19 protein-coding genes and 1 pseudogene are annotated in these 18523 nt (G+C 66.1%); 15 read left to right on the top strand and 5 right to left on the bottom strand.

All coding sequences use genetic code 11. The features are described from left to right. Positions 1-9 precede the first annotated feature (9 nt). Entirely contained in the window at positions 10-1290 is a 1281-nt protein-coding gene (alr, locus tag ACNJYB_RS17570) for an alanine racemase (protein ID WP_439375082.1), read from the top strand. An 11-nt stretch (positions 1291-1301) separates the two neighbouring features. On the opposite strand, the gene ACNJYB_RS17565 is transcribed toward alr, so the two are convergent. Then, a complete protein-coding gene (locus ACNJYB_RS17565) occupies positions 1302-1520 on the bottom strand; it encodes a hypothetical protein (RefSeq protein ID WP_439375081.1) in 219 nt (72 codons plus the stop codon). Positions 1521-1561: 41 nt separating this feature from the next. Here ACNJYB_RS17565 and ACNJYB_RS17560 point away from each other — a divergent pair, with 41 nt between their 5' ends. Next, on the top strand, positions 1562-2338 hold the full coding sequence (locus tag ACNJYB_RS17560; protein ID WP_439375080.1) for an exodeoxyribonuclease III: 777 nt from the start codon (positions 1562-1564) through the stop codon (positions 2336-2338). A 68-nt stretch (positions 2339-2406) separates the two neighbouring features. Here the strand turns inward: ACNJYB_RS17560 and ACNJYB_RS17555 are convergent, their stop codons facing one another. Both ACNJYB_RS17555 and ACNJYB_RS17550 read right to left on the bottom strand, forming a co-directional pair. After that, complete coding sequence (locus ACNJYB_RS17555) at positions 2407-3222, bottom strand: DUF4886 domain-containing protein (RefSeq protein ID WP_439375079.1); 816 nt, start codon at positions 3220-3222, stop codon at positions 2407-2409. Positions 3223-3318: 96 nt separating this feature from the next. Beyond that, the gene (locus ACNJYB_RS17550; RefSeq protein WP_439375078.1) at positions 3319-3687 is read right to left on the bottom strand and encodes a GFA family protein; all 369 of its coding nucleotides are present in this window, start codon (positions 3685-3687) and stop codon (positions 3319-3321) included. 283 nt (positions 3688-3970) lie between these two features. Here ACNJYB_RS17550 and ACNJYB_RS17545 point away from each other — a divergent pair, with 283 nt between their 5' ends. From ACNJYB_RS17545 to ACNJYB_RS17505, 9 genes and pseudogenes are all read left to right on the top strand, one after another. Continuing rightward, positions 3971-4711, top strand: a complete 741-nt coding sequence (locus ACNJYB_RS17545) for a FadR/GntR family transcriptional regulator (RefSeq protein WP_439375077.1) — start codon at positions 3971-3973, stop codon at positions 4709-4711. 42 nt (positions 4712-4753) lie between these two features. Further along, entirely contained in the window at positions 4754-5653 is a 900-nt protein-coding gene (locus ACNJYB_RS17540; protein WP_439375076.1) for an NAD(P)-dependent oxidoreductase, read from the top strand. 10 nt (positions 5654-5663) lie between these two features. Continuing rightward, complete coding sequence (locus ACNJYB_RS17535; protein ID WP_439375075.1) at positions 5664-6347, top strand: amino acid ABC transporter permease; 684 nt, start codon at positions 5664-5666, stop codon at positions 6345-6347. Positions 6348-6354: 7 nt separating this feature from the next. After that, entirely contained in the window at positions 6355-7023 is a 669-nt protein-coding gene (locus ACNJYB_RS17530) for an amino acid ABC transporter permease (RefSeq protein WP_439375074.1), read from the top strand. Between the two features lies 1 nt (position 7024). Next, positions 7025-7780 (top strand): amino acid ABC transporter ATP-binding protein, encoded by a 756-nt coding sequence (locus tag ACNJYB_RS17525; protein ID WP_439375073.1) that lies wholly within the window; start codon positions 7025-7027, stop codon positions 7778-7780. Positions 7781-7799: 19 nt separating this feature from the next. Beyond that, entirely contained in the window at positions 7800-8594 is a 795-nt protein-coding gene (locus ACNJYB_RS17520) for a transporter substrate-binding domain-containing protein (RefSeq protein ID WP_439375072.1), read from the top strand. Between the two features lie 67 nt (positions 8595-8661). Beyond that, entirely contained in the window at positions 8662-9108 is a 447-nt protein-coding gene (rpiB, locus tag ACNJYB_RS17515; RefSeq protein ID WP_212027644.1) for a ribose 5-phosphate isomerase B, read from the top strand. Positions 9109-9117: 9 nt separating this feature from the next. Further along, positions 9118-9255, top strand: a pseudogene (locus ACNJYB_RS17510) (PfkB family carbohydrate kinase); the annotation flags it as partial. A gap of 364 nt (positions 9256-9619) precedes the next feature. Then, positions 9620-10345, top strand: a complete 726-nt coding sequence (locus ACNJYB_RS17505) for a sulfite exporter TauE/SafE family protein (protein ID WP_439375071.1) — start codon at positions 9620-9622, stop codon at positions 10343-10345. 10 nt (positions 10346-10355) lie between these two features. Here ACNJYB_RS17505 and ACNJYB_RS17500 read toward each other — a convergent pair whose 3' ends face one another. Further along, positions 10356-12425 (bottom strand): putative bifunctional diguanylate cyclase/phosphodiesterase, encoded by a 2070-nt coding sequence (locus ACNJYB_RS17500; protein WP_439375584.1) that lies wholly within the window; start codon positions 12423-12425, stop codon positions 10356-10358. After that, entirely contained in the window at positions 12425-13582 is a 1158-nt protein-coding gene (locus ACNJYB_RS17495; RefSeq protein WP_439375070.1) for an ABC transporter substrate-binding protein, read from the bottom strand. Before ACNJYB_RS17495 ends, ACNJYB_RS17500 begins: the two co-directional genes overlap by 1 nt. A 204-nt stretch (positions 13583-13786) precedes the next feature. Here ACNJYB_RS17495 and radA point away from each other — a divergent pair, with 204 nt between their 5' ends. From radA to ACNJYB_RS17475, 4 genes are all read left to right on the top strand, one after another. Continuing rightward, positions 13787-15232: a DNA repair protein RadA gene (gene radA / locus ACNJYB_RS17490; RefSeq protein ID WP_439375069.1), complete on the top strand. Its 1446-nt coding sequence runs from the start codon at positions 13787-13789 to the stop codon at positions 15230-15232. A 166-nt stretch (positions 15233-15398) separates the two neighbouring features. After that, positions 15399-16028: a CvpA family protein gene (locus ACNJYB_RS17485; RefSeq protein WP_011086837.1), complete on the top strand. Its 630-nt coding sequence runs from the start codon at positions 15399-15401 to the stop codon at positions 16026-16028. Positions 16029-16056: 28 nt separating this feature from the next. Further along, on the top strand, positions 16057-17580 hold the full coding sequence (gene purF, locus ACNJYB_RS17480; RefSeq protein WP_439375068.1) for an amidophosphoribosyltransferase: 1524 nt from the start codon (positions 16057-16059) through the stop codon (positions 17578-17580). Positions 17581-17717: 137 nt separating this feature from the next. After that, positions 17718-18458: an SDR family NAD(P)-dependent oxidoreductase gene (locus ACNJYB_RS17475; RefSeq protein WP_439375067.1), complete on the top strand. Its 741-nt coding sequence runs from the start codon at positions 17718-17720 to the stop codon at positions 18456-18458. Positions 18459-18523: the final 65 nt, after the last annotated feature.

Genomic DNA, 18523 nt, shown 5'->3' with positions numbered 1-18523 from the left:
AACGGCGCCATGACAATGGCGTCCGACCAGAAAATGAACCCGCAATCCGGCCTTCTCTCCGCGGAGGCCAATCAGGCGACCGCGCTCGCTGCCTATGGCGGCGTGCTCACCGTCGATCTCGACGCGATCATCGCCAACTGGCGCAAGCTCGAGAAGACGGCGGTGCCGGCCGAATGCTCGGCGGTGATCAAGGCCAACGCCTATGGCTGCGGCGCCGAGCAGGTCGCGCGCGCACTGAGCAAGGCCGGCTGCAGGACCTTCTTCGTTGCCACCATCGAGGAAGCGCGCAAGGTGCGCGCGGCCGTGCCGGAGCCCACGATCTACGTGCTCGGCGGTTATTTCCAGAACACCGGCGAGCACTACGCCCAGATCAACTGCCGGCCGGTGATCGGCGATCTCAACGAGCTCGCCGAGTGGGACGTGTTCTGCCGCCGCACCGGCTGGAACGGCGGCGCCGCAATCCACATCGACACCGGCATGAACCGGCTCGGGCTGACGCTGTCGGAAGCGCAGGCCATCATCCCCCGCATCAATGCCGGCGATCACGGCATCACGCTGGTGATGAGCCATCTGGTCTCGGCCGAGCAGCTCAACAGCCCCGTCAACGCCAAGCAGCTCGCTTCCTTCCGCGCCATCGCCAGCGAATTTTCCGGCGTGCCGGCCGCGCTCGCCAATTCCTCCGGCATCTTCCTGGGCGCGCCCTTCCAGTTCGACATGGTGCGGCCGGGTGCGGCGCTCTATGGCGTCAACCCGACGCCGGAAGCCGACAATCCGATGCAGCAGGTCGTCGACCTCAAGGCGCGCATCGTGCAGATCCGCAATGTCGAGCGCGGCGAAGGCGTCGGCTATGGCGGCACCTGGACCGCGCGTCGGCCGACCAAGCTCGCGATCATCGCGGTCGGCTATGCCGACGGCTATTTCCGCGCCGCCAGCTCCAACGACGGCACGCGCGGCGCCGAGGTGATCGTCGCGGGCAAGCGCTGCCCCATTGCGGGCCGCGTCTCCATGGACCTGATTGCCATCGACATCACCGATCTGCCGCCGAACGCGGTGCGGCGCGGCCACATGGTGACGCTGCTCGGCGAAGGCATCACCGTAGACGAGCTCGCGCATCATTTCGGCACGATCGGCTACGAGGTGCTGACCAGCCTCGGCCACCGCTATGCCCGCGTCTACAAGGGCGGCAACGTGGTCGAGCCGCTGGTAACGCCGGAGCCCGCGCTGAACGTCGCGCAGCCGCCCTCACCGCCGCCGATCGAGCAGCCCTCAGCCGCGCCGCTGTCGGGCTAGACGACGCTTGCCTACTTCTTCTTCCTGCTGTCCAGCGCCGCCTTGCAGGTGGTGCTGAGCTGGTCGCGCTTGGCGTTGAGACAGGCGACGATGCCGCCGCCCGGCGCGATGCCGGCGCAGAATTTGTCGTAGTCCGCCTTGCAGGCACCGCGCGTTTCGGCTGACTGTGCCGAAGTGGCCCCGGAGAACGCGACGACGAATGCAATGGCGGCAAAGCTCAACTTGGACATGGTATCTCCGGAACACGGCAGGCAGGAGCCGGTAGCTCTACATGAAGATCGCGACATTCAACATCAACAACGTCAACCGCCGCCTGCCCAATCTGTTGGCATGGCTGCGCGCGACGAAGCCCGATGTGGTCGCGCTTCAGGAGTTGAAGGCGAGTGATGGCGACTTTCCGGCGGCGGCCATCGAAAAGGCCGGCTACGGCGTGGTGTGGCGGGGACAAAAAACCTGGAACGGCGTCGCCATCCTTGCCCGCAACACCGAGCCGTTGCTCACGCGCGATCGCCTGCCGGGTGACCGCGACGATCACGAGGCACGCTACATCGAGGCCGCAGTGCGCGGCATCATCGTGACCAGCATCTACCTGCCCAACGGCAATCCGCAGCCGGGGCCGAAATTCGACTACAAGCTCGACTGGTTCGCACGGCTCAAGCGCCACGCGAAGACCTTCATCAAGCAGGATCTGCCCGTGGTGCTCGCCGGCGACTACAACGTCGCGCCAACGGAGATCGACATCTATCCGACGCGCTCATGCGACAAGGATGCGCTGATCCAGCCGAAGAGCCGCGCGGCGTTTGCCTCGCTGGTTGAACAAGGCTGGTGCGATGCGATCCGCGCGTTGCATCCGGAGAAGCGCATCTACACGTTCTGGGATTACAAGCGCAACCGCTGGCCGCGCGATGCGGGGCTGCGGCTCGATCATCTCCTGCTCAGCCCTGCGCTCGCCTCGCGGCTGGCGAAGGCCGGCGTCGACAAGAAGGTCCGTGGCGAGGATGGCGCGAGCGATCATGCGCCGGCGTGGGTGGCGTTGAAGGAACGATGATGTCGTAGGGTCAGCTTTGCGGACTGCGCAAAGCGCAAACCGCAAGGCGTGGCCTACCGCGCTAGAGGCTATCGTCCGTAATAGTCCTGCACGGTGTCCCACGCCGCCTTTTGCAAGAGCTGCGTCGTCTCCGCATCGAGGCCCATGTTGTAGGAATTGCCGACCGGCGTGCGTCCGGTCAGCGCGGCGAAGGTCACGCAGGCGGCCAGATACGTGCCTGCCGGGCTCGGATGCCGCTTGTCCGGCGCGTAGAGATTGAGTTCGGGCGCAAGCTTGCGGACGCGCGCGAAGGCAAGGCCGGCGGGGATGACGAGCGCTTCGTTGGCATTGCCGGCGAGCGTATAGGCCTCGGCCAGTGCTTCCGTCATCTCCGGCTTGTCGGCATAGGCCCAGGACATGAAAAACACCGGCCGCATGCCGTGGGCGCGGACGATCTCGCTGTCCTTCTTCGCGAAGGTCGTGAACGCGTCCTTCAACTGTGGATGGATCGGGCACTGGCTGCAATCCATCATCACGACGGCGTCGAACTGCTTGCCCGGCTTGTTGAAGATGACGACGTTCTGCTCGTCGAAGGAATAGGCGCCGATGCCGCCCGGCCGCAGCAGATTGTCCATGTCGTGCCAGTCGAGGCCGGAGCCGCCGATCGTGACCATTGTGTTGCGATAGGCCGCCTTGTTCTCGGCGTCAGCAGCCCGCTCCATGAAGGTGAGATGCCCGGGCATGCCGTTGTTGTAGTAGAAGAAGCTGTTGCCTACGAACAAAGCGGCCTTGGGAAAGTCAGGTCCCAGCGCGGTGACCCTCGGCTTGGTCTGCGCCTGTGCATTGAAGCCGGCCGCAACGGCCAGACACATTGCAAGCATCACTCGCGCAAAAAGACGCATCATGGGTTTCCTCCCCTTTTCCAGGCCCGGAACAAACCAGCTTTTCAAAAGGGTCTCAAGAGGATGGGCGCGCAGCAGGGCGATGCGCGTCCGCATCGCTCACCACAGATTCCTGCCGTCGATCATGTTCACCGGCACCGCATCGAGATCGAAATCGTCGAACAGGCGCGCGTTCACCGCGACCTTGGGATTGTCGAAATCGGGCTTGCCGCTCGACCAGTCCGGCGATTCCGAATAGGTGCCGCAGCCGCAATTGGCGCAGAAATGATGTCTGACCGTGCGGCTGCCCCAGAGATAGGTCGCGACATTGTGCGCCGGCGACAGCAGGCGAAACTGCGCCGGCGTGTAATAGGCCCACAGCGCGCCGCGCTTGGCGCAGAGCGAGCAGGTGCAGCGCGTGACGCTCGAGGGCGCCTCCGTCACCTCGAACACCGTCTCACCGCAATGACAGCTTGCCTCGATCGGCATGACCCGCTCTCCCGTTTGTCAGGAGACGGTCGTAGCCGGGCGCTGCTGCCAACATGCTGTCAGCAGCAAGGCACGGCCCGCACTTCGGCCTGCATGGATTGGTGGCTTCGGGGCCGCAACAGCAAAGTGAAAAAAAACAACCCCATGCACAGTAGCCAGCGCACGCCGCTTCAAGCCCTTAGCCGCGCTTTGAAGCCGCCTCGCAGCCCACCACGCAACCCTGCCCTCTTGACCTCAGCCGCTTGGTTAGCATACTGGTCTGACCAAGATCAGACCAAATGCGATGGACGTGGAACTCAAGCGGACCGCTGAAGGAGAAAAAGGGTTCGGGAAGGTGTTCGCCTTCCTGCGCGAGCGCCTGCTCGCAGGCTCGCTCAAGCCCGGCGACCGCCTGATCTCCGAGCGCGAGCTTGCGAGCCTGCTCGGCGTCAGCCGCCCGATCGTCCGCGAGGCGCTGCGCGCACTCACCGTGCTCGGGATCGTCGAGATCCGCGACCGCATCGGCACCGTGGTGACCCGGCCGGACGTCTCGGTGCTGAACGACTTCTTCACCTTCGCGCTGGCCCAGCAGGCCGACATGCTCGACGACGTCATGCAGGCGCGCGTCGCGATCGAATGTCAGGCCATCCGGCTCGCCTGCGAGCGCGCCAACATTGCTGATTTCGAACGCCTGCAGCGCGCCCTCGCCAAGATCGCAGAGACGATCGACGAGGCCGATGCCGGCGGCATGGCCGACTTCGAATTCCACCGTGCCATCGTCGTCGCCTCGCATTCGGAGACGCTGACGGTACTGCACTCTTCGATGGCGGGCCTGCTGACGCATTCGCATCGCAGCCGCCGCGAGCTGGTGCAGGCTTTCCCGTCGATGAAGACCTATCTGATCGACGACCACCGCCGCATCTTCGAAGCCGTCATCGCCCGCGATCCGGAGCGCGCGGATGCGACGCTGCGCAAGCATTTTGCCATCGGCGACGAATATCGCAGGCGCGCCATCGTCGGCGACATCGACAAGGCCAGCGCCTGATCGCTGACGGACCGAGAAACGAACAAGAAACGGATCGATAACATGGGACGGAACGACAAGGGCAAGATCGGCTTCATCGGCATCGGCACGATGGGCCGCGAGATGGTACGCAACCTGCTGGTGGCAGGCCACGCGGTCCGCGTCTTCGATCTCGACGAGGCCGCCCTGACCGATGGCGTCAAGGAAGGCGCGATCCGCGCCAACAGCCCTGCCGATGCCGCCGAAGGCGCCGATATCGTCATCACCATGCTGCCCGACACGCCCCATGTCGAGGCGACCGTCTACGGGGAGCACGGCCTCCTGAAGTCGCCGCCATCGGGCAAGCTGATCGTCGACATGAGCACGATCTCGCCGGTCGCGGTCCGCCGCATCCATGCCGACCTGCAGAAGATTGGGGTCAGCTTCATCGATGCACCGGTCTCGGGTGGGCCCGTCGGTGCCAAGAACGCCGCGCTCTCGATCATGGCCGGCGGCGATGCTGCTGCCTTCGCGCAGGCCGAGCCGTTCTTCCGCGCGATGGGCACCACCATCACCCATGTCGGCGCGTCCGGCGCCGGCCAGACCGTAAAACTCTGCAACCAGCTGATCTGCGGCATCAACATCCAGGCGATCTGCGAGGCGCTGGCGCTCGGCCGCGCTTCGGGCCTCGACCTCAATCTGCTGCGCCGGGTGCTGCTCGGCGGCTCCGCCGCCTCCTGGATGCTCGACAAGCTCGGCCCGGCGATGATCGCGGGCGACGTATCCGCCGGCTTCCGGATCGATCTGCAGCTCAAGGACCTTCGCCTGGTGCAGGAGCACGCGCAGGCCCTGAATGTGCCCCTGCCCGGCACCGCGCTGGTCACCAGCCAATATGTCGATGCGCGCGCCCATGGCGAAGGCAGCAACGGCAACCAGGCCCTGTTCCGCGTCTATGACCGCATGACCAACCAGACCACCGGCTGAAGCGACGGCGATGAGCCTGCAACTCGACTTTCCCGCAGTGCTGGAGCGTTGGCCGAGCTTTCTCGCCGGCGCTGTCCTGACGCTGGAGCTGGCCGCCCTCGCGACGGTGCTGGGCGCCCTGCTCGGCACGCTCGCGGCGGTCGGGCGCGGCACGCACAACGCGCTGACCGCGGGCGTCTGCAAGGCCTATGTGGAGACCATCCGCAACACGCCGCTGCTGGTGCAGATCTTCCTGGTCTATTTCGGCCTCGCCAGCCTCGGGCTGAAGTTCTCCGCCTTCGCAGTGGCCGTGGCCGCGCTGACGATCAATGTCGGCGCCTACACCGCCGAGATCATGCGCGCCGGCTTCGAGGCGATCCCGCGCGGGCAGATCGAGGCGGCCGAAGGGCTGGCCCTGTCGCGCCTGCAGATCTACTGGCACATCATCCTGCTGCCGGCGGTCGAGAAGGTCTATCCGGCGCTGACCAGCCAGTTCGTGCTGCTGATGCTGGCCTCCTCGGTCTGCTCGCAGATCTCGGCCGAGGAACTCACGGCGGTTGCCAACTACATCCAGTCGGACACCTATCGCGCGTTCGAGACCTACATCATCGTCGCCGTGCTCTACGTCATCCTGTCGCTGGCGATGCGCGCGGGCTTCTGGGGCCTCGGCCTCGTGCTGTTCCCACGCCGGCGCAAGCTCGGCACGCCACTGTGAGATGGGCATGGGCGGACATCTCAACATCAATCATCTGATGTTCCTCGGCCAGGGCGCCCTCTGGACCATTGGCCTGTCGGTGATCGCGCTGATCGGCGGCGGCATCGTCGGATTCGTCATCGCGCTGGCGCGCATTTCGCCGCTGAAATCGGTGCGGCTCGCCAGCGCAGCCTATGTCCAGCTCGTTCAGGGCACGCCACTGCTCGTCATCCTGTTCCTCGGCTATTTCGGCCTCGCCGCGATCGGCCTCAAGGTCTCGCCGCTCGCGGCGGCAAGCGCCTCGCTGACGCTCTACGTCGCGGCCTATCTCGGCGAGATCTGGCGCGGCTGCATCGAGTCCGTGCCGAAGCCGCAATGGGAGGCCGCCGAAGGCCTCGCACTGAGCCGGACCCAGCGCATGATCAGGGTGATCCTGCCGCAGGCGATCCGCATCGCGACGCCGCCGACCGTCGGCTTCATGGTGCAGATCATCAAGAACACCTCGCTCGCCTCGGTGGTCGGCTTCGTCGAACTGATGCGCTCGGGCCAGATCGTCAACAACTCGCTGTTCGAGCCGTTCGCCATCTACGCCATCATCGCCGTCACCTATTTCGCCATGTGCTATCCCTTGTCGCTGTTCAGCCAGAGGCTGGAGCGGCGGATGGGGCACGGCAGGTCCAACCTCGCACCGGCCTGACATGCAGCAGAACTCCTCCCCCGAACCGATCGTATCGCTCCGCAACGTGCAGAAGAGCTTCGGCCCTCTCCGGGTGCTCGACGGCGTCTCCTTTGCGGTCGAGCGCGGCGAAGTGCTGGCGCTGATCGGCCGCTCCGGCTCCGGCAAAAGCACGGCGCTGCGCTGCATCGACCGCTTCGAGAAGGTCGACGGCGGCGAGATCATCGTCTGCGGCCACCGCGTCGATCGTCCCGACGTCGATTTGCGCGCGCTGCGCCAGGACGTCGGCATCGTGTTCCAGAGCTACAATTTGTTTCCGCACCTCACGATCGAGCAGAACATCACGCTCGCGCCTTGCGCGGTGAAGGGCATGGCGACAGGCCAGGCCAAGGATCTCGCGCGAAAGGTGCTGGCGCAGGTCGGGCTCGAGGAGAAGCTGCACGCCTATCCCGAGCAGCTCTCCGGCGGCCAGCAGCAGCGTGCGGCGATCGCCCGCTCGCTGGCGATGCAGCCGAAGGTCATGCTGTTCGACGAGGTCACCTCCGCGCTCGATCCCGAACTCACCGCCGAAGTGCTGAAGGTGATCGAGCAACTCGCGGCGGACGGCATGACCATGGTGATGGTCACCCACGAGATGGGCTTTGCCAAAGGCATCGCCGACCGGATCGTGTTCATGCATCGCGGCAAGGTCCACGAGACCGGACCCGCCTCGATCCTGACGTCGCCGACCACACCCGAACTCACGCAATTCGTGGGGACGGGAAATCTAAAATCATAACAGGGAGATGAAAACCAAGATGACCAAAAAGACATTGCTGGGCGCCACCGCCGCGCTGTGCAGCCTCATCGTGATGGCCGCAACGCCCGCGTCGGCCGATCTGCTCGACGACATCACCCAGGCCAAGAAGATCCGGATCTCGACCGACCTCGCCATCCCGCCCTCGGGCATGATGGACTCGAGCATGAAGCCGACCGGCTCGGACGTCGAAGTTGCGCAGCTGCTCGCCAAGGACTGGGGGCTCGAACTCGAGTTCATCCAGACCACCGGTGCGACCCGCATCCCCAACGTCCTCACCGGCAAGGCCGACATCATCATCTCGACCCTGTCGGTGACGCCCGAACGGGCCAAGGTCATCGACTTCACCAAGCGCTATGCGACGCTGCAATCCGACGTCGGCTGCCTGAAATCCTCGACCGTCAAGGACTGGCCCGACCTGAAGGACAAGTCGATCGGCGTCTCGCGCGGCACCACGCAGGACACCACCCTGTCCAATATGAAGGACAAGGATCTCAAGATCGCCCGCTACGATGACGACGCCACCATGGTGACGGCGGCCGTGTCCGGCCAGGTCGATTGCGTCGGCTCGTCCGCGACGATCATCAACCAGATCGGGGTGAAGAATCCCTCGCGCGTGTTCGAGTCCCAGATTCCGCTGGCGACCTTCGACCTCGCCATCGGCCTGAAGAAGGGCGAGCAGCGCCTGATGGACAAGCTCAACGCCTGGATCACCGAGAACGTCAAGAACGGCAAGCTCAACGCGATCTACAAGAAATTCCACGGCGTCGATCTGCCGGCGGACATGCGTAGCTGAACCAGAGAGATCCGTGACAGCCGCTTTGCGGCTGTCACGGCCAACGCCAAATCAAGAAGGACATCACATGCGTCTCGTCATCGGATCCGACCACGCCGGCTGGCCGCTCAAGCAGACCGTCATCGACCACATCCGCAAGCTCGGCCACGACATCATCGACGTCGGCTCCCATGACGACAAGCCGGTGGACTTCCCCGACATCGCCCGCGCCGTGGCGCAGAAGGTGACCTCGGGCGAAGCCGCACGCGGCATCATGGTCTGCGGTACCGGAGTCGGCGCGTCCATCGCCGCCAACAAGATGAAGGGCATTCGCGCCGCGGTCTGCCACGACGTGCATTCGGCGCACCAGAGCGTCGAGCATGACGATGTGAACGTCATGTGCATCGGCGCGCAGATCGTCGGCGCCTGGCTCGCCGTGGACCTCGTCTCGTCCTACCTCTCCGCCGAATTCTCCACCGACGAGGATTTTCGTCGCCGCGTCGAGAAGCTGCGCGTCATGGACGAGCAAGGCTGACATCCCGCCATGATCCTGGTGTTCGGATCGCTCAACATCGATCTGGCCGCGCAGGTGCCGGTCATTCCCGGCCGGACGGTGCTCGCCCCGTCCTACCAGACGCATTTCGGCGGCAAGGGCGCCAACCTGGCCGTTGCCGCCGCGCGGCCGTGAGAAGGTTCCGCTGCAAACCGCCGTCCAGGTCGGATGCGAAGCGGCGGCAAAAGTGCCTCAAGCCCGGCGCGCAGGCCGGCAGGCCGATGCGGGCGGCGATCTCATCTCTCGCCTGAGGCTGCGCTAGTCTGATGCCCACGTTCCATCATTCCGAGCGTAGCGAAGCAATCCAGAATTCCCCCGCGGTAACAGCCTGGATTCGCTTCGCTACACTCGCAATGACGAGTAGACGCAGCGTCGCACGACATCTCCGCAATGCCGTCTCGACCCAGCCCGGGACGATACCAACCATGCGGCAGTTGCATTCACCTCCAACACTGTCCGGGCTACATTCCTCCGATTCCCGGAGCCGCTGCCCTTGGCCTTTCTCTTCGTCCTCACCGTCGGCCTCATCGCCGGCACCATTTCCGGCATCGTCGGCACCGGGTCGTCGATCATGCTGATGCCGGTGCTGGTCTATGCCTACGGGCCGAAGGAGGCCGTGCCGATCATGGCGGTGGCCTCGGTGATGGCGAATTTTTCGCGGATCCTGGCCTGGTGGCGCGAGGTCGACTGGCGAGCCTGCGCGGCCTATTCGATCACGGGCATTCCGGCCGCCGCGCTCGGCGCGCGGACGCTGCTGGCCCTGCCCTCGCACGCCGTCGATCTCGCCATCGGCGTCTTCCTGATTGGGATGGTGCCGGTGCGGCACTGGCTGGCGCGGCACGACCTCAAGGCCAATCTCTGGCATCTCGCGATCGGCGGCGCGGTCATCGGCTATCTTACCGGTATCGTGGTCTCGACCGGCCCGCTCAGCGTGCCGCTGTTCCTGTTCTATGGCCTGTCCAAGGGCGCCTTCCTCGCGACCGAAGCGGCCTCCTCGCTCGGCCTCTATTTCGCGAAGTCCGTGACCTTCGAACGTTTCGGCGCGCTGACCGGCGACGTGTTCGTCAAAGGCCTGATCGCGGGAGCATCGCTGATGTCCGGCGCCTTCATCGCAAAGCGCTTCGTGTTGCACCTGAAGCCGGAGGTGTTCCGCCTCTTGATGGACGCGATCATGATCGCGGCCGGACTCTCGATGCTCTGGAACGCGACGCAGCCGTAACGAACGGCACTCAGGCGGCGAATTCGGGCGCGATCGACGGGCTCTCCGCAATGGCACGACTGTCGGACACAGCCCGCCGCTCGAGCCCTTGCAGCACCGCCGCGAGCGGCTGCGGCCGGTGGTAGAGATAGCCCTGTCCGAGCGCCACGCCCATCTCGCGCATGGCCTCGGCCTGCTCGGCCCGCTCGATGCCTTCGGCGACAAGCGTAAGGCCCAGCGTGCCGGCGAGCGATGCAATGACGCCGACGATCGCCTTGTCTTCGGCGCTATCGGGTATCTCGCTGATGAACGCCTTGTCGATCTTGACCTTGTCCAGCGGGAAGCGCCTGAGATGCGCGAGCGAAGAGTAGCCCGTGCCGAAATCGTCGAGCGCGATCGTGGCCCCCAGCCGCCGCAGCCGATGCAACGTTTCGGAGGCGCTGGCGATGTTGTTGATCAGCGAGCCCTCGGTGATCTCGAGCTCGAGCATCGATGCCGCGACATCGAAGCGCGTACAGGTCGCGCGCAGCTCGGCGGCCAGCGAATGGTCGGCGAGCTCGGACGGCGGCAGATTGATCGCGATCCTGATCTCCGGCCTGCCGGCGGCGGCAAGACGCTGCAGCGCGCGGCAGGCGTCGGTCAGCACATAGCGGGTCAGGCGTGCATTGTTGCCGCTGCGCTCGATCAGCGGCAGGAATTCGCCGGGACCGATCACGCCATGGTCAGGGTGGCGCCAGCGAATGAGCGCCTCGAGGCCGACGACGGCCGCGCTCTCGAGGTCGACCTGGCCTTGGTACCAGACCTCGAACTGTCCCTCGGCGAAGCCTGCGGGGATGGCAAGCTCGAGATCCCTGCGGCGGCGATAGTCGCGCTGCAGCGCTTCGTCCAGCACCGCGACGGTGCCGGGCGCCTTGCTCTTGGCATGGTAGAGCGCGATGTCGGCAAGCGCCGGGAGGTGCGACAATTCGGGATCGCCGGCGCGGCGGACGGCAAGGCCGATGCTGGCGCGCGGCACGACCTGCTTGTCGTGCAGCCGGATCGGCGCCGAGATCGCATCCAGCAGCTGGCGCGCGAAGGCCTGCGCGGTCGCCTCATTGCCGACCTCGGGGCGGATCACCACGAATTCGTCGCCGCCGAGCCGCGCGACCCAGTCCTGCGGCTCGACCGCCTCGCGAAGACGCTCGGAAATGTGCACCAGGAATCGGTCGCCGGCATCATGGCCGAAGGTGTCGTTGATGCCCTTGAAATCGTCGAGATCGATGAAGCAGAGGGCGATCAGCGAGTCCGGCGAGCCTGCATCGCAGCTCAGGGTCGCCAGGCGCTCGGTCAGCGAGCGTCGGTTGGGCAGGCCCGTGAGCGGATCGTGCGACGCCATGTGGCCGAGCCGGTCGAGCGCGCCCGACGTCGTGTACTGCATGGCATTGAAGGCCTGCGCGAGCTGGCCGAATTCGTTCGCGGATCTGATCTCGGCCGGATAGGCGCGACCGTCCTGCTTGCTGCGCTGGATCGCCGACATGATCGCGGCAAGCGGCCGGCCGATGAAGATGTTGGCCGAGATGCGCATCGCCACCACGGTGGCGAGCGTTGCAAGCAGGCCGACGATGAGCAGCAGCATCAGCCGGCTCCCCGTGTCCGCATATACGGTGGCGTAGGAATAGGCGATCGCGATGCGACCCGCCTGCACGGCGATGTTGCCGTTGCTGTACTTGATGGGCCGCGAGACTTCCGCGACGGTCTGGTCCGCGGGGCGCGCCACCACGCGGGCAATCGCAACCCCGGTGTCGTCGTAGACGGCGGCCGCCGTGATGGTCTCGTCCTGCATGATCTCGTTGAGCACGCCCGTGACCCGGTCGTAACGCATCTTCCAGAGCGGCTCGGCGATCAGTTCGGCGCGGCTGTCGGCGGTACGGGCAATGCGGGCGTCGAGCTGGCGGATCTGCGACCAGAAGCTGGTGGCCTCGACGCCGGCGGACGCGAACAATTGCACCAGCAGCAGGACCGGCGCGGTGGCCCAGATCATCGCGCGGACCACCGAGCGCAAGCGCCGCGGCGCACCCTGCGCGCTGCGATCAGGACCGGTCATCGCCTCACCCTCGCGCATCAATCACCGGCGCCGTCCGGACGCGCCAGGGACGAGATGAGCGCCTCGAGGGAAAAGTCATATTGGCCGCAATGTCCCGCCTTCGCCCTGAACCGCGTGAAATCGATCCGGTCGAAGGCGCGCGTCTTGATGAGGTCGCTGACGGAGGCGAGATTGTCGCGCGTGATGGCGGATGTCTTGACCTCGACGCGGGGCGAAGCGTCGGCGAAATCGCAGCCGTCGGCATAGTCGCGGAGCAGCACGATCGACCAGCCGCCGAGCAGGAAGTGCCCGCCGTCGGTCAGCAGCAGGCGGCCGGCCTCGATCTCGCGCAGCGCCTCCTCCGACCAGTTGAGGCCGACCACCTCGATGTTCCGGCCAGGCACGAGGCCGGCCGCGGTGATGGCGCGGAGCGCGCCGAGCGCCATCGGATCGTTCCCGGCCCAGATGCCGGCGGGCCGGATCTCCTTGCGTGCCGCCCAAGCCAGGTAATTCGCCGTGACCTGCTCGGCCTCGGACTGCGTCCAGTTGGCGAACAGCATCCGGTCCACCACCACGTCGGGCGCGGCGCCCGCGGCAAGCTCGAGACCGGCGTTGCGCGCGATCGAGGCCGGCGTGACCTCGTCGCCGCCGATGCCGAGAATGTGGATCTTGCCGTCCGGGCTCTGCCGTTTCTCGGCGCGCGCCGCGCTGATCAGCGCGTTCGCCATCCGCGCGCCCGCCGTCTGGAGATCGGTCGTGATGTCGCCGAGCCAGGTCCTGAGCTTCTGGCGCGGCGGCCCAAGGCGCTTCGCGTCCTCGCCGGTCAGCGTGTTCGACAGCAGCAGCGTCCTGATCCCGGCGGCCTCCGCCGCCTCGAGGATCGGAACGGCGGCGGATTCCTCGTTCGAGAGGATGAGGAAGTCGGGCTTGTCGGGCCGCGCAACCACGCCGAACCCGAGCTCCTGCATGGTGCGGTAATTGCGCTCGCTGGTCAGCACCTCGACGCGCGCATCGAGCTTGCGGCCGGCGGCCCGCATGGTCTGCGCAACCATGTCCCAATAGACCTCGCCGGTCTTGCCGGGGCTCACGAAGACGATGTTGAGGGATTTGGCGGCAGCCGCCTCAAGACCGCCGGCCGGCGCCAGCACGCCGCAGGCCATGCCCACAGCGAGCAGTATCCGCAAACATATCGTCATTTTTGGCGCCATCCCGTATCGGTTCCGAAACTGGCCCTGGGTCCGCTAACATTTGGCAAAGTCCAGTGCGGCGCCGCTCCCTAGAGCTAACAAAGGGTATACCGGTCGCGTTGGATTGCCATATGGGGCGCGGGATGATCGGGCTCAGGGCCCGCCATTTCGTGCTATCAGCAGACCCCGACACCTCCGACTCAACATCTCCCAATGGCCAAGAACACGCTTTCCTTCGTCTGCCAGAACTGCGGCGCGGCCTATAACCGCTGGCAGGGCAAGTGCGAGTCCTGCGGCGAGTGGAACACGCTCGCCGAAGAAGACACCAGCGGCAGCGTGCCGGTCTCGATCCGATCCAAACGCAAGGGGCGAACGTTCGCGCTGGAGAGCCTTGCCGGCAAGAGCCCGGATGCACCGCGCCTGTCCTCAGGGATGACCGAGCTCGACCGCGTCACCGGCGGCGGTTTTGTCCGCGGCTCCGTGCTGCTGGTCGGCGGCGATCCCGGCATCGGCAAATCGACGCTGTTGACGCAGGCAACCTCGATGCTCGCGCGCGCAGGCCATCGCATCGTCTACATCTCCGGCGAAGAAGCGGTCGCGCAGGTGCGCCTGCGCGCCGAGCGTCTCGGCCTGTCGGATGCGCCGGTGCAGCTCGCGGCCGAGACCTCCGTCGAGGACATTGTCTCGACGCTGTCGGAAGGCGCGGTGCCCCGGCTGATCGTCATCGACTCGATCCAGACGATGTGGACCGACACAGTGGAATCCGCGCCCGGCACGGTCACGCAAGTGCGCGCCTCGGCGCAGGCGCTAATCCGCTTCGCGAAGAAAACCGGCGCTGCCATCATCCTGGTCGGCCACGTCACCAAGGACGGCCAGATCGCGGGTCCGCGTGTCGTCGAGCACATGGTCGACGCGGTGCTGTCGTTCGAGGGCGAAGGCTCGCAGCAATTCCGCATCCTGCGCGCCGTCAAGAACCGCTTCGGACCGACCGACGAGATCGGCGTGTTCGAGATGACGGGGCTTGGCCTGCGCGAGGTCACCAACCCCTCCGAGCTGTTCCTCTCCGAGCGCGATCTCGGCACGCCCGGGACCGCAGTCTTCGCGGGCATCGAGGGCACGCGGCCCGTCCTGGTCGAATTGCAGGCCCTGGTCGCCCCGACCTCGCTCGGCACCCCGCGCCGCGCCGTGGTCGGCTGGGATCCGAGCCGGCTCTCCATGGTGCTGGCGGTGCTGGAGGCCCATTGCGGGGTCAAGCTGTCCAGCCACGACGTCTATCTGAACGTCGCCGGCGGCCTGCGCATCCACGAGCCGGCGGCCGACCTCGCCGCCGCGGCGGCACTGGTGTCCTCGCTGGTCAACGCGCAATTAGCCACCGATGCGGTCTATTTCGGCGAAATCTCGTTGTCCGGCGTGGTGCGTCCGGTGGCGCAGACCCCGGCCCGGCTGAAGGAAGCCGCAAAGCTCGGCTTCCAGCGCGCCGTGCTGCCCGAATCGGCCCGGGGCGATGCCGGCGGCGACGCCGGATTGTCCCTGAACGCGGTCAACAGCCTGACCACATTGGTGGCCGAGATCGCCGCCAAAGGCTCTCGCCGGGGCGAATCCGGCGGTCCGGCAGAGAAAAATGCCACACCAGCAAGATTCCGCCGTGGAGAGGGGTAGCCGGAGGTGACGTCGGGGGCCACCGCCGCTATACAGCCGTCACAAAAGCAGCATGGGATTGCGTGGTTGCGGCCTTGCCGGCACCGCCGTCTACCCCTCTTTTAGGGCGGCGACCAAACACCGATTCGCTGAGCACCTTTGAAGTACGAGCGGACCAGACCAGCCGATGCCAGTAACACTCCTCGACCTGATCCTGCTGGGTGTGATGCTGATCTCGGGCCTGCTCGCGATGGTCCGCGGCTTCATGCGCGAAATCCTGTCGATCGCGGCCTGGGGCGCGGCGGCGATCGTGACGCTGTACTCGTTCTCGAAGCTGCTGCCGACCGCGAAAACCTATTTCAACAACGACACGGTGGCGAGCGTGGTCGTGGTCGCCGGCGTGTTCGTCGGCACCCTCGTCGTGGTGTCCGTGATCACGGTCCGGATCTCCGACATGATCCTGGATTCGCGCATCGGCGCGCTGGATCGCACCCTCGGCTTCCTGTTTGGCCTGGCTCGCGGGCTTTTGATCGTCGTAGTCGCCTTCCTGTTCTTCACCTGGCTGGTCCCGGACAAGCAGCGCCCGGACTGGGTCACCGGGGCGAAGTCCCGCGTGGTGCTCCAGGGAACCGGGGATTGGCTGATGGCCCTCTTGCCTGACGACCCCGAGAACACCATCTTGAAGAGATTCAAGAAAAACAAACCAGATGATGATCAAGCTGATTCCGAGCAGCAGCCTTCGGGCAGTGGCGACGGATACAGTAAACCGGCTCGTGACAGTTTGAAAAAGCTGATCGAGAAACCCGCGGCACGTTGACTTGAGCCCAGAGAGAGGCGCGAACGAGATGCGACACCCTGACCAGGACGCTCAACTTGATCTCGACGCCAAGGCCGGTTTGGGCCCGTCCGCGCTGGAGCTTCAGGACGATCTGGAAGGGGATACACTGCGCGAGGAATGCGGCGTGTTCGGCATCTACGGCCATCCCGACGCCGCCGCCATCACCGCGCTCGGCCTCCACGCCCTCCAGCATCGCGGCCAGGAAGCCGCCGGCATCGTCTCCTATGACGGCAGCCGCTTCCACTCGGAACGCCGCCTTGGGCTCGTCGGCGACACCTTCTCCCGCCGCGAGGTGATCGACCGCCTGCCCGGCAGTGTCGCGGTCGGCCATGTCCGCTATTCCACCACCGGCGCCACCATCCTGCGCAACGTGCAGCCGCTGTTCGCCGAGCTCAATGCCGGCGGCCTCGCGGTCGCCCATAACGGCAACCTCACCAACGGCCTGACGCTGCGCCGCGAGCTCGTGAAGCACGGCGCGATGATGCAGTCGACCACCGACACCGAGGTGATCCTGCACCTGGTCGCGCGCTCCAAGCGCGCCCGCTTCATCGAACGCTATATCGACGCGCTGCGCGAGATCGAGGGCGCCTATGCGCTGGTCTCGCTGACCAACAAGAAGCTGGTCGGCGCGCGCGATCCGCGCGGCATCCGCCCGCTGGTGCTCGGCGAGCTCGACGGCTGCCCGATCCTGACCTCGGAAACCTGCGCGCTCGACATCATTGGCGCGCGATTCGTGCGCGACATCGAGCCCGGCGAGGTCATCGTGTTCGACGAGAACGGCCAGGACATCCACAAGCCGTTCCCGCCGATGGCGCCGCGCCCCTGCATCTTCGAATACATCTACTTCTCGCGGCCGGATTCCATCGTCCACGGCCGCTCGGTCTACGAAGTGCGCAAGGCCTTCGGTGCGCAGCTCGCGCGCGAGAGCCACGTACCGATCGACGTCGTGGTGCCGGTGCCGGATTCCGGCGTGCCCGCCGCGGTCGGCTACAGCCAGTATTCCGGCGTGCCGTTCGAGCTCGGCATCATCCGCAACCACTATGTCGGCCGCACCTTCATCCAGCCGACCCAGGCCATCCGCGAGTCCGGCGTGCGCATGAAGCACTCGGCCAACCGCGCCGCGATCGAAGGCAAGCGCATCATCCTGATCGACGACTCGCTGGTGCGCGGCACCACCTCGAAGAAGATCGTGCGCATGATGCGCGATGCCGGCGCCAAGGAAGTGCATTTCCGCCTCGCCTCGCCGCCGATCCTCTATCCCGATTATTATGGCATCGACCTGCCCGATCGCGGCGGCCTTCTCGCAGCGACGCATTCGCTGGAGGAGATGCGCGAGATCATCGGCGCCGACTCGCTCGCCTTCCTGTCGATCGACGGCATGTACCGCGCCATGGGCGAGCCCGGCCGCGACCCCGCCAATCCGAAGTTCTCGGACCACTGCTTCACCGGGGCCTATCCGACCCATCTCACCGACCAGACCCAGACCGAGCCGCAGCCGCGGCAGCTGTCGCTACTGGCGGAGGCGAGCTGACGCCGACGGCGTCATCCCCGGACGATGCGAAGCATCGAACCAGGGATCTCGAGATTCCGGGTTCGGTTCTGCGGACCGCCCCGGAATGACAGGGCGCTGGGGCTTGTCCCGGCCGTCCACGCCTGTAAAACCCCGCCATGACAAAACCCCTCGCCGACCGCATCGCTCTCGTCACCGGCGCCTCGCGCGGCATCGGTTTCGCCACGGCAAAGGCCCTGGCCAAAGCCGGCGCGCATATCGTGGCCACCGCGCGGACGCAGGGCGGCCTGGAAGAGCTCGATGACGAGATCCGCAAGGAGGGCGGCAGCGCCACGCTGGTCCCGCTCAACCTCACCGACTCCGATGGCATCGCGCGCCTCGGCGCCGGCCTGCACGAGCGCTATGGCAGGCTCGACATCCTCGTCGGCAATGCCGGCGTGCTCGGGCCCTCCTCGCCGATCGGCCATATCGAGCTGAAGGCCTTCAACGACGTGATGGCCGTCAACGTCTCCGCGAACTTCCAGCTGATCCGCTGCATGGAGCCGCTGCTGAAGCAGTCCGACGCTGGCCGCGCCGTCTTCATCACCTCGGGCGCCGCCAACAAGGCGACCGCCTATGTGAGCCCCTACGCGGCGTCAAAGGCCGCGCTGGAAACGCTGGCGCGCGCCTGGGCCCAGGAGACCGCGAACACGAAGCTGCGCGTCAACCTGTTCAACCCGGGGCCGATCCGCACCCGCATGCGCGCCACCCTGATGCCGGGCGAAGACCCCGAGACGCTCGACACGCCCGAGCAGGTCGCGGAGTTCATCGTGCCGCTGTGCGCGCCCGACTGGACCGAGACCGGCAGGTTCTACGACTACAAGACCCGCAGCCTGATGAGCTTCCGCTCGCCCGCCTGATTGACTTGAGGCCCTCCCCGCGATTGACTGCCCGCGCTCGGCAGCAAGCCGCAAGCCAACAAAAA

It is taken from the genome of Bradyrhizobium sp. SMVTL-02 (assembly GCF_051853005.1).
Taxonomy (GTDB): Bacteria; Pseudomonadota; Alphaproteobacteria; order Rhizobiales; family Xanthobacteraceae; genus Bradyrhizobium.
The sequence above is the reverse complement of the archived record's forward strand: the minus strand, read 5'-3'. Positions and strand labels throughout refer to the sequence as shown.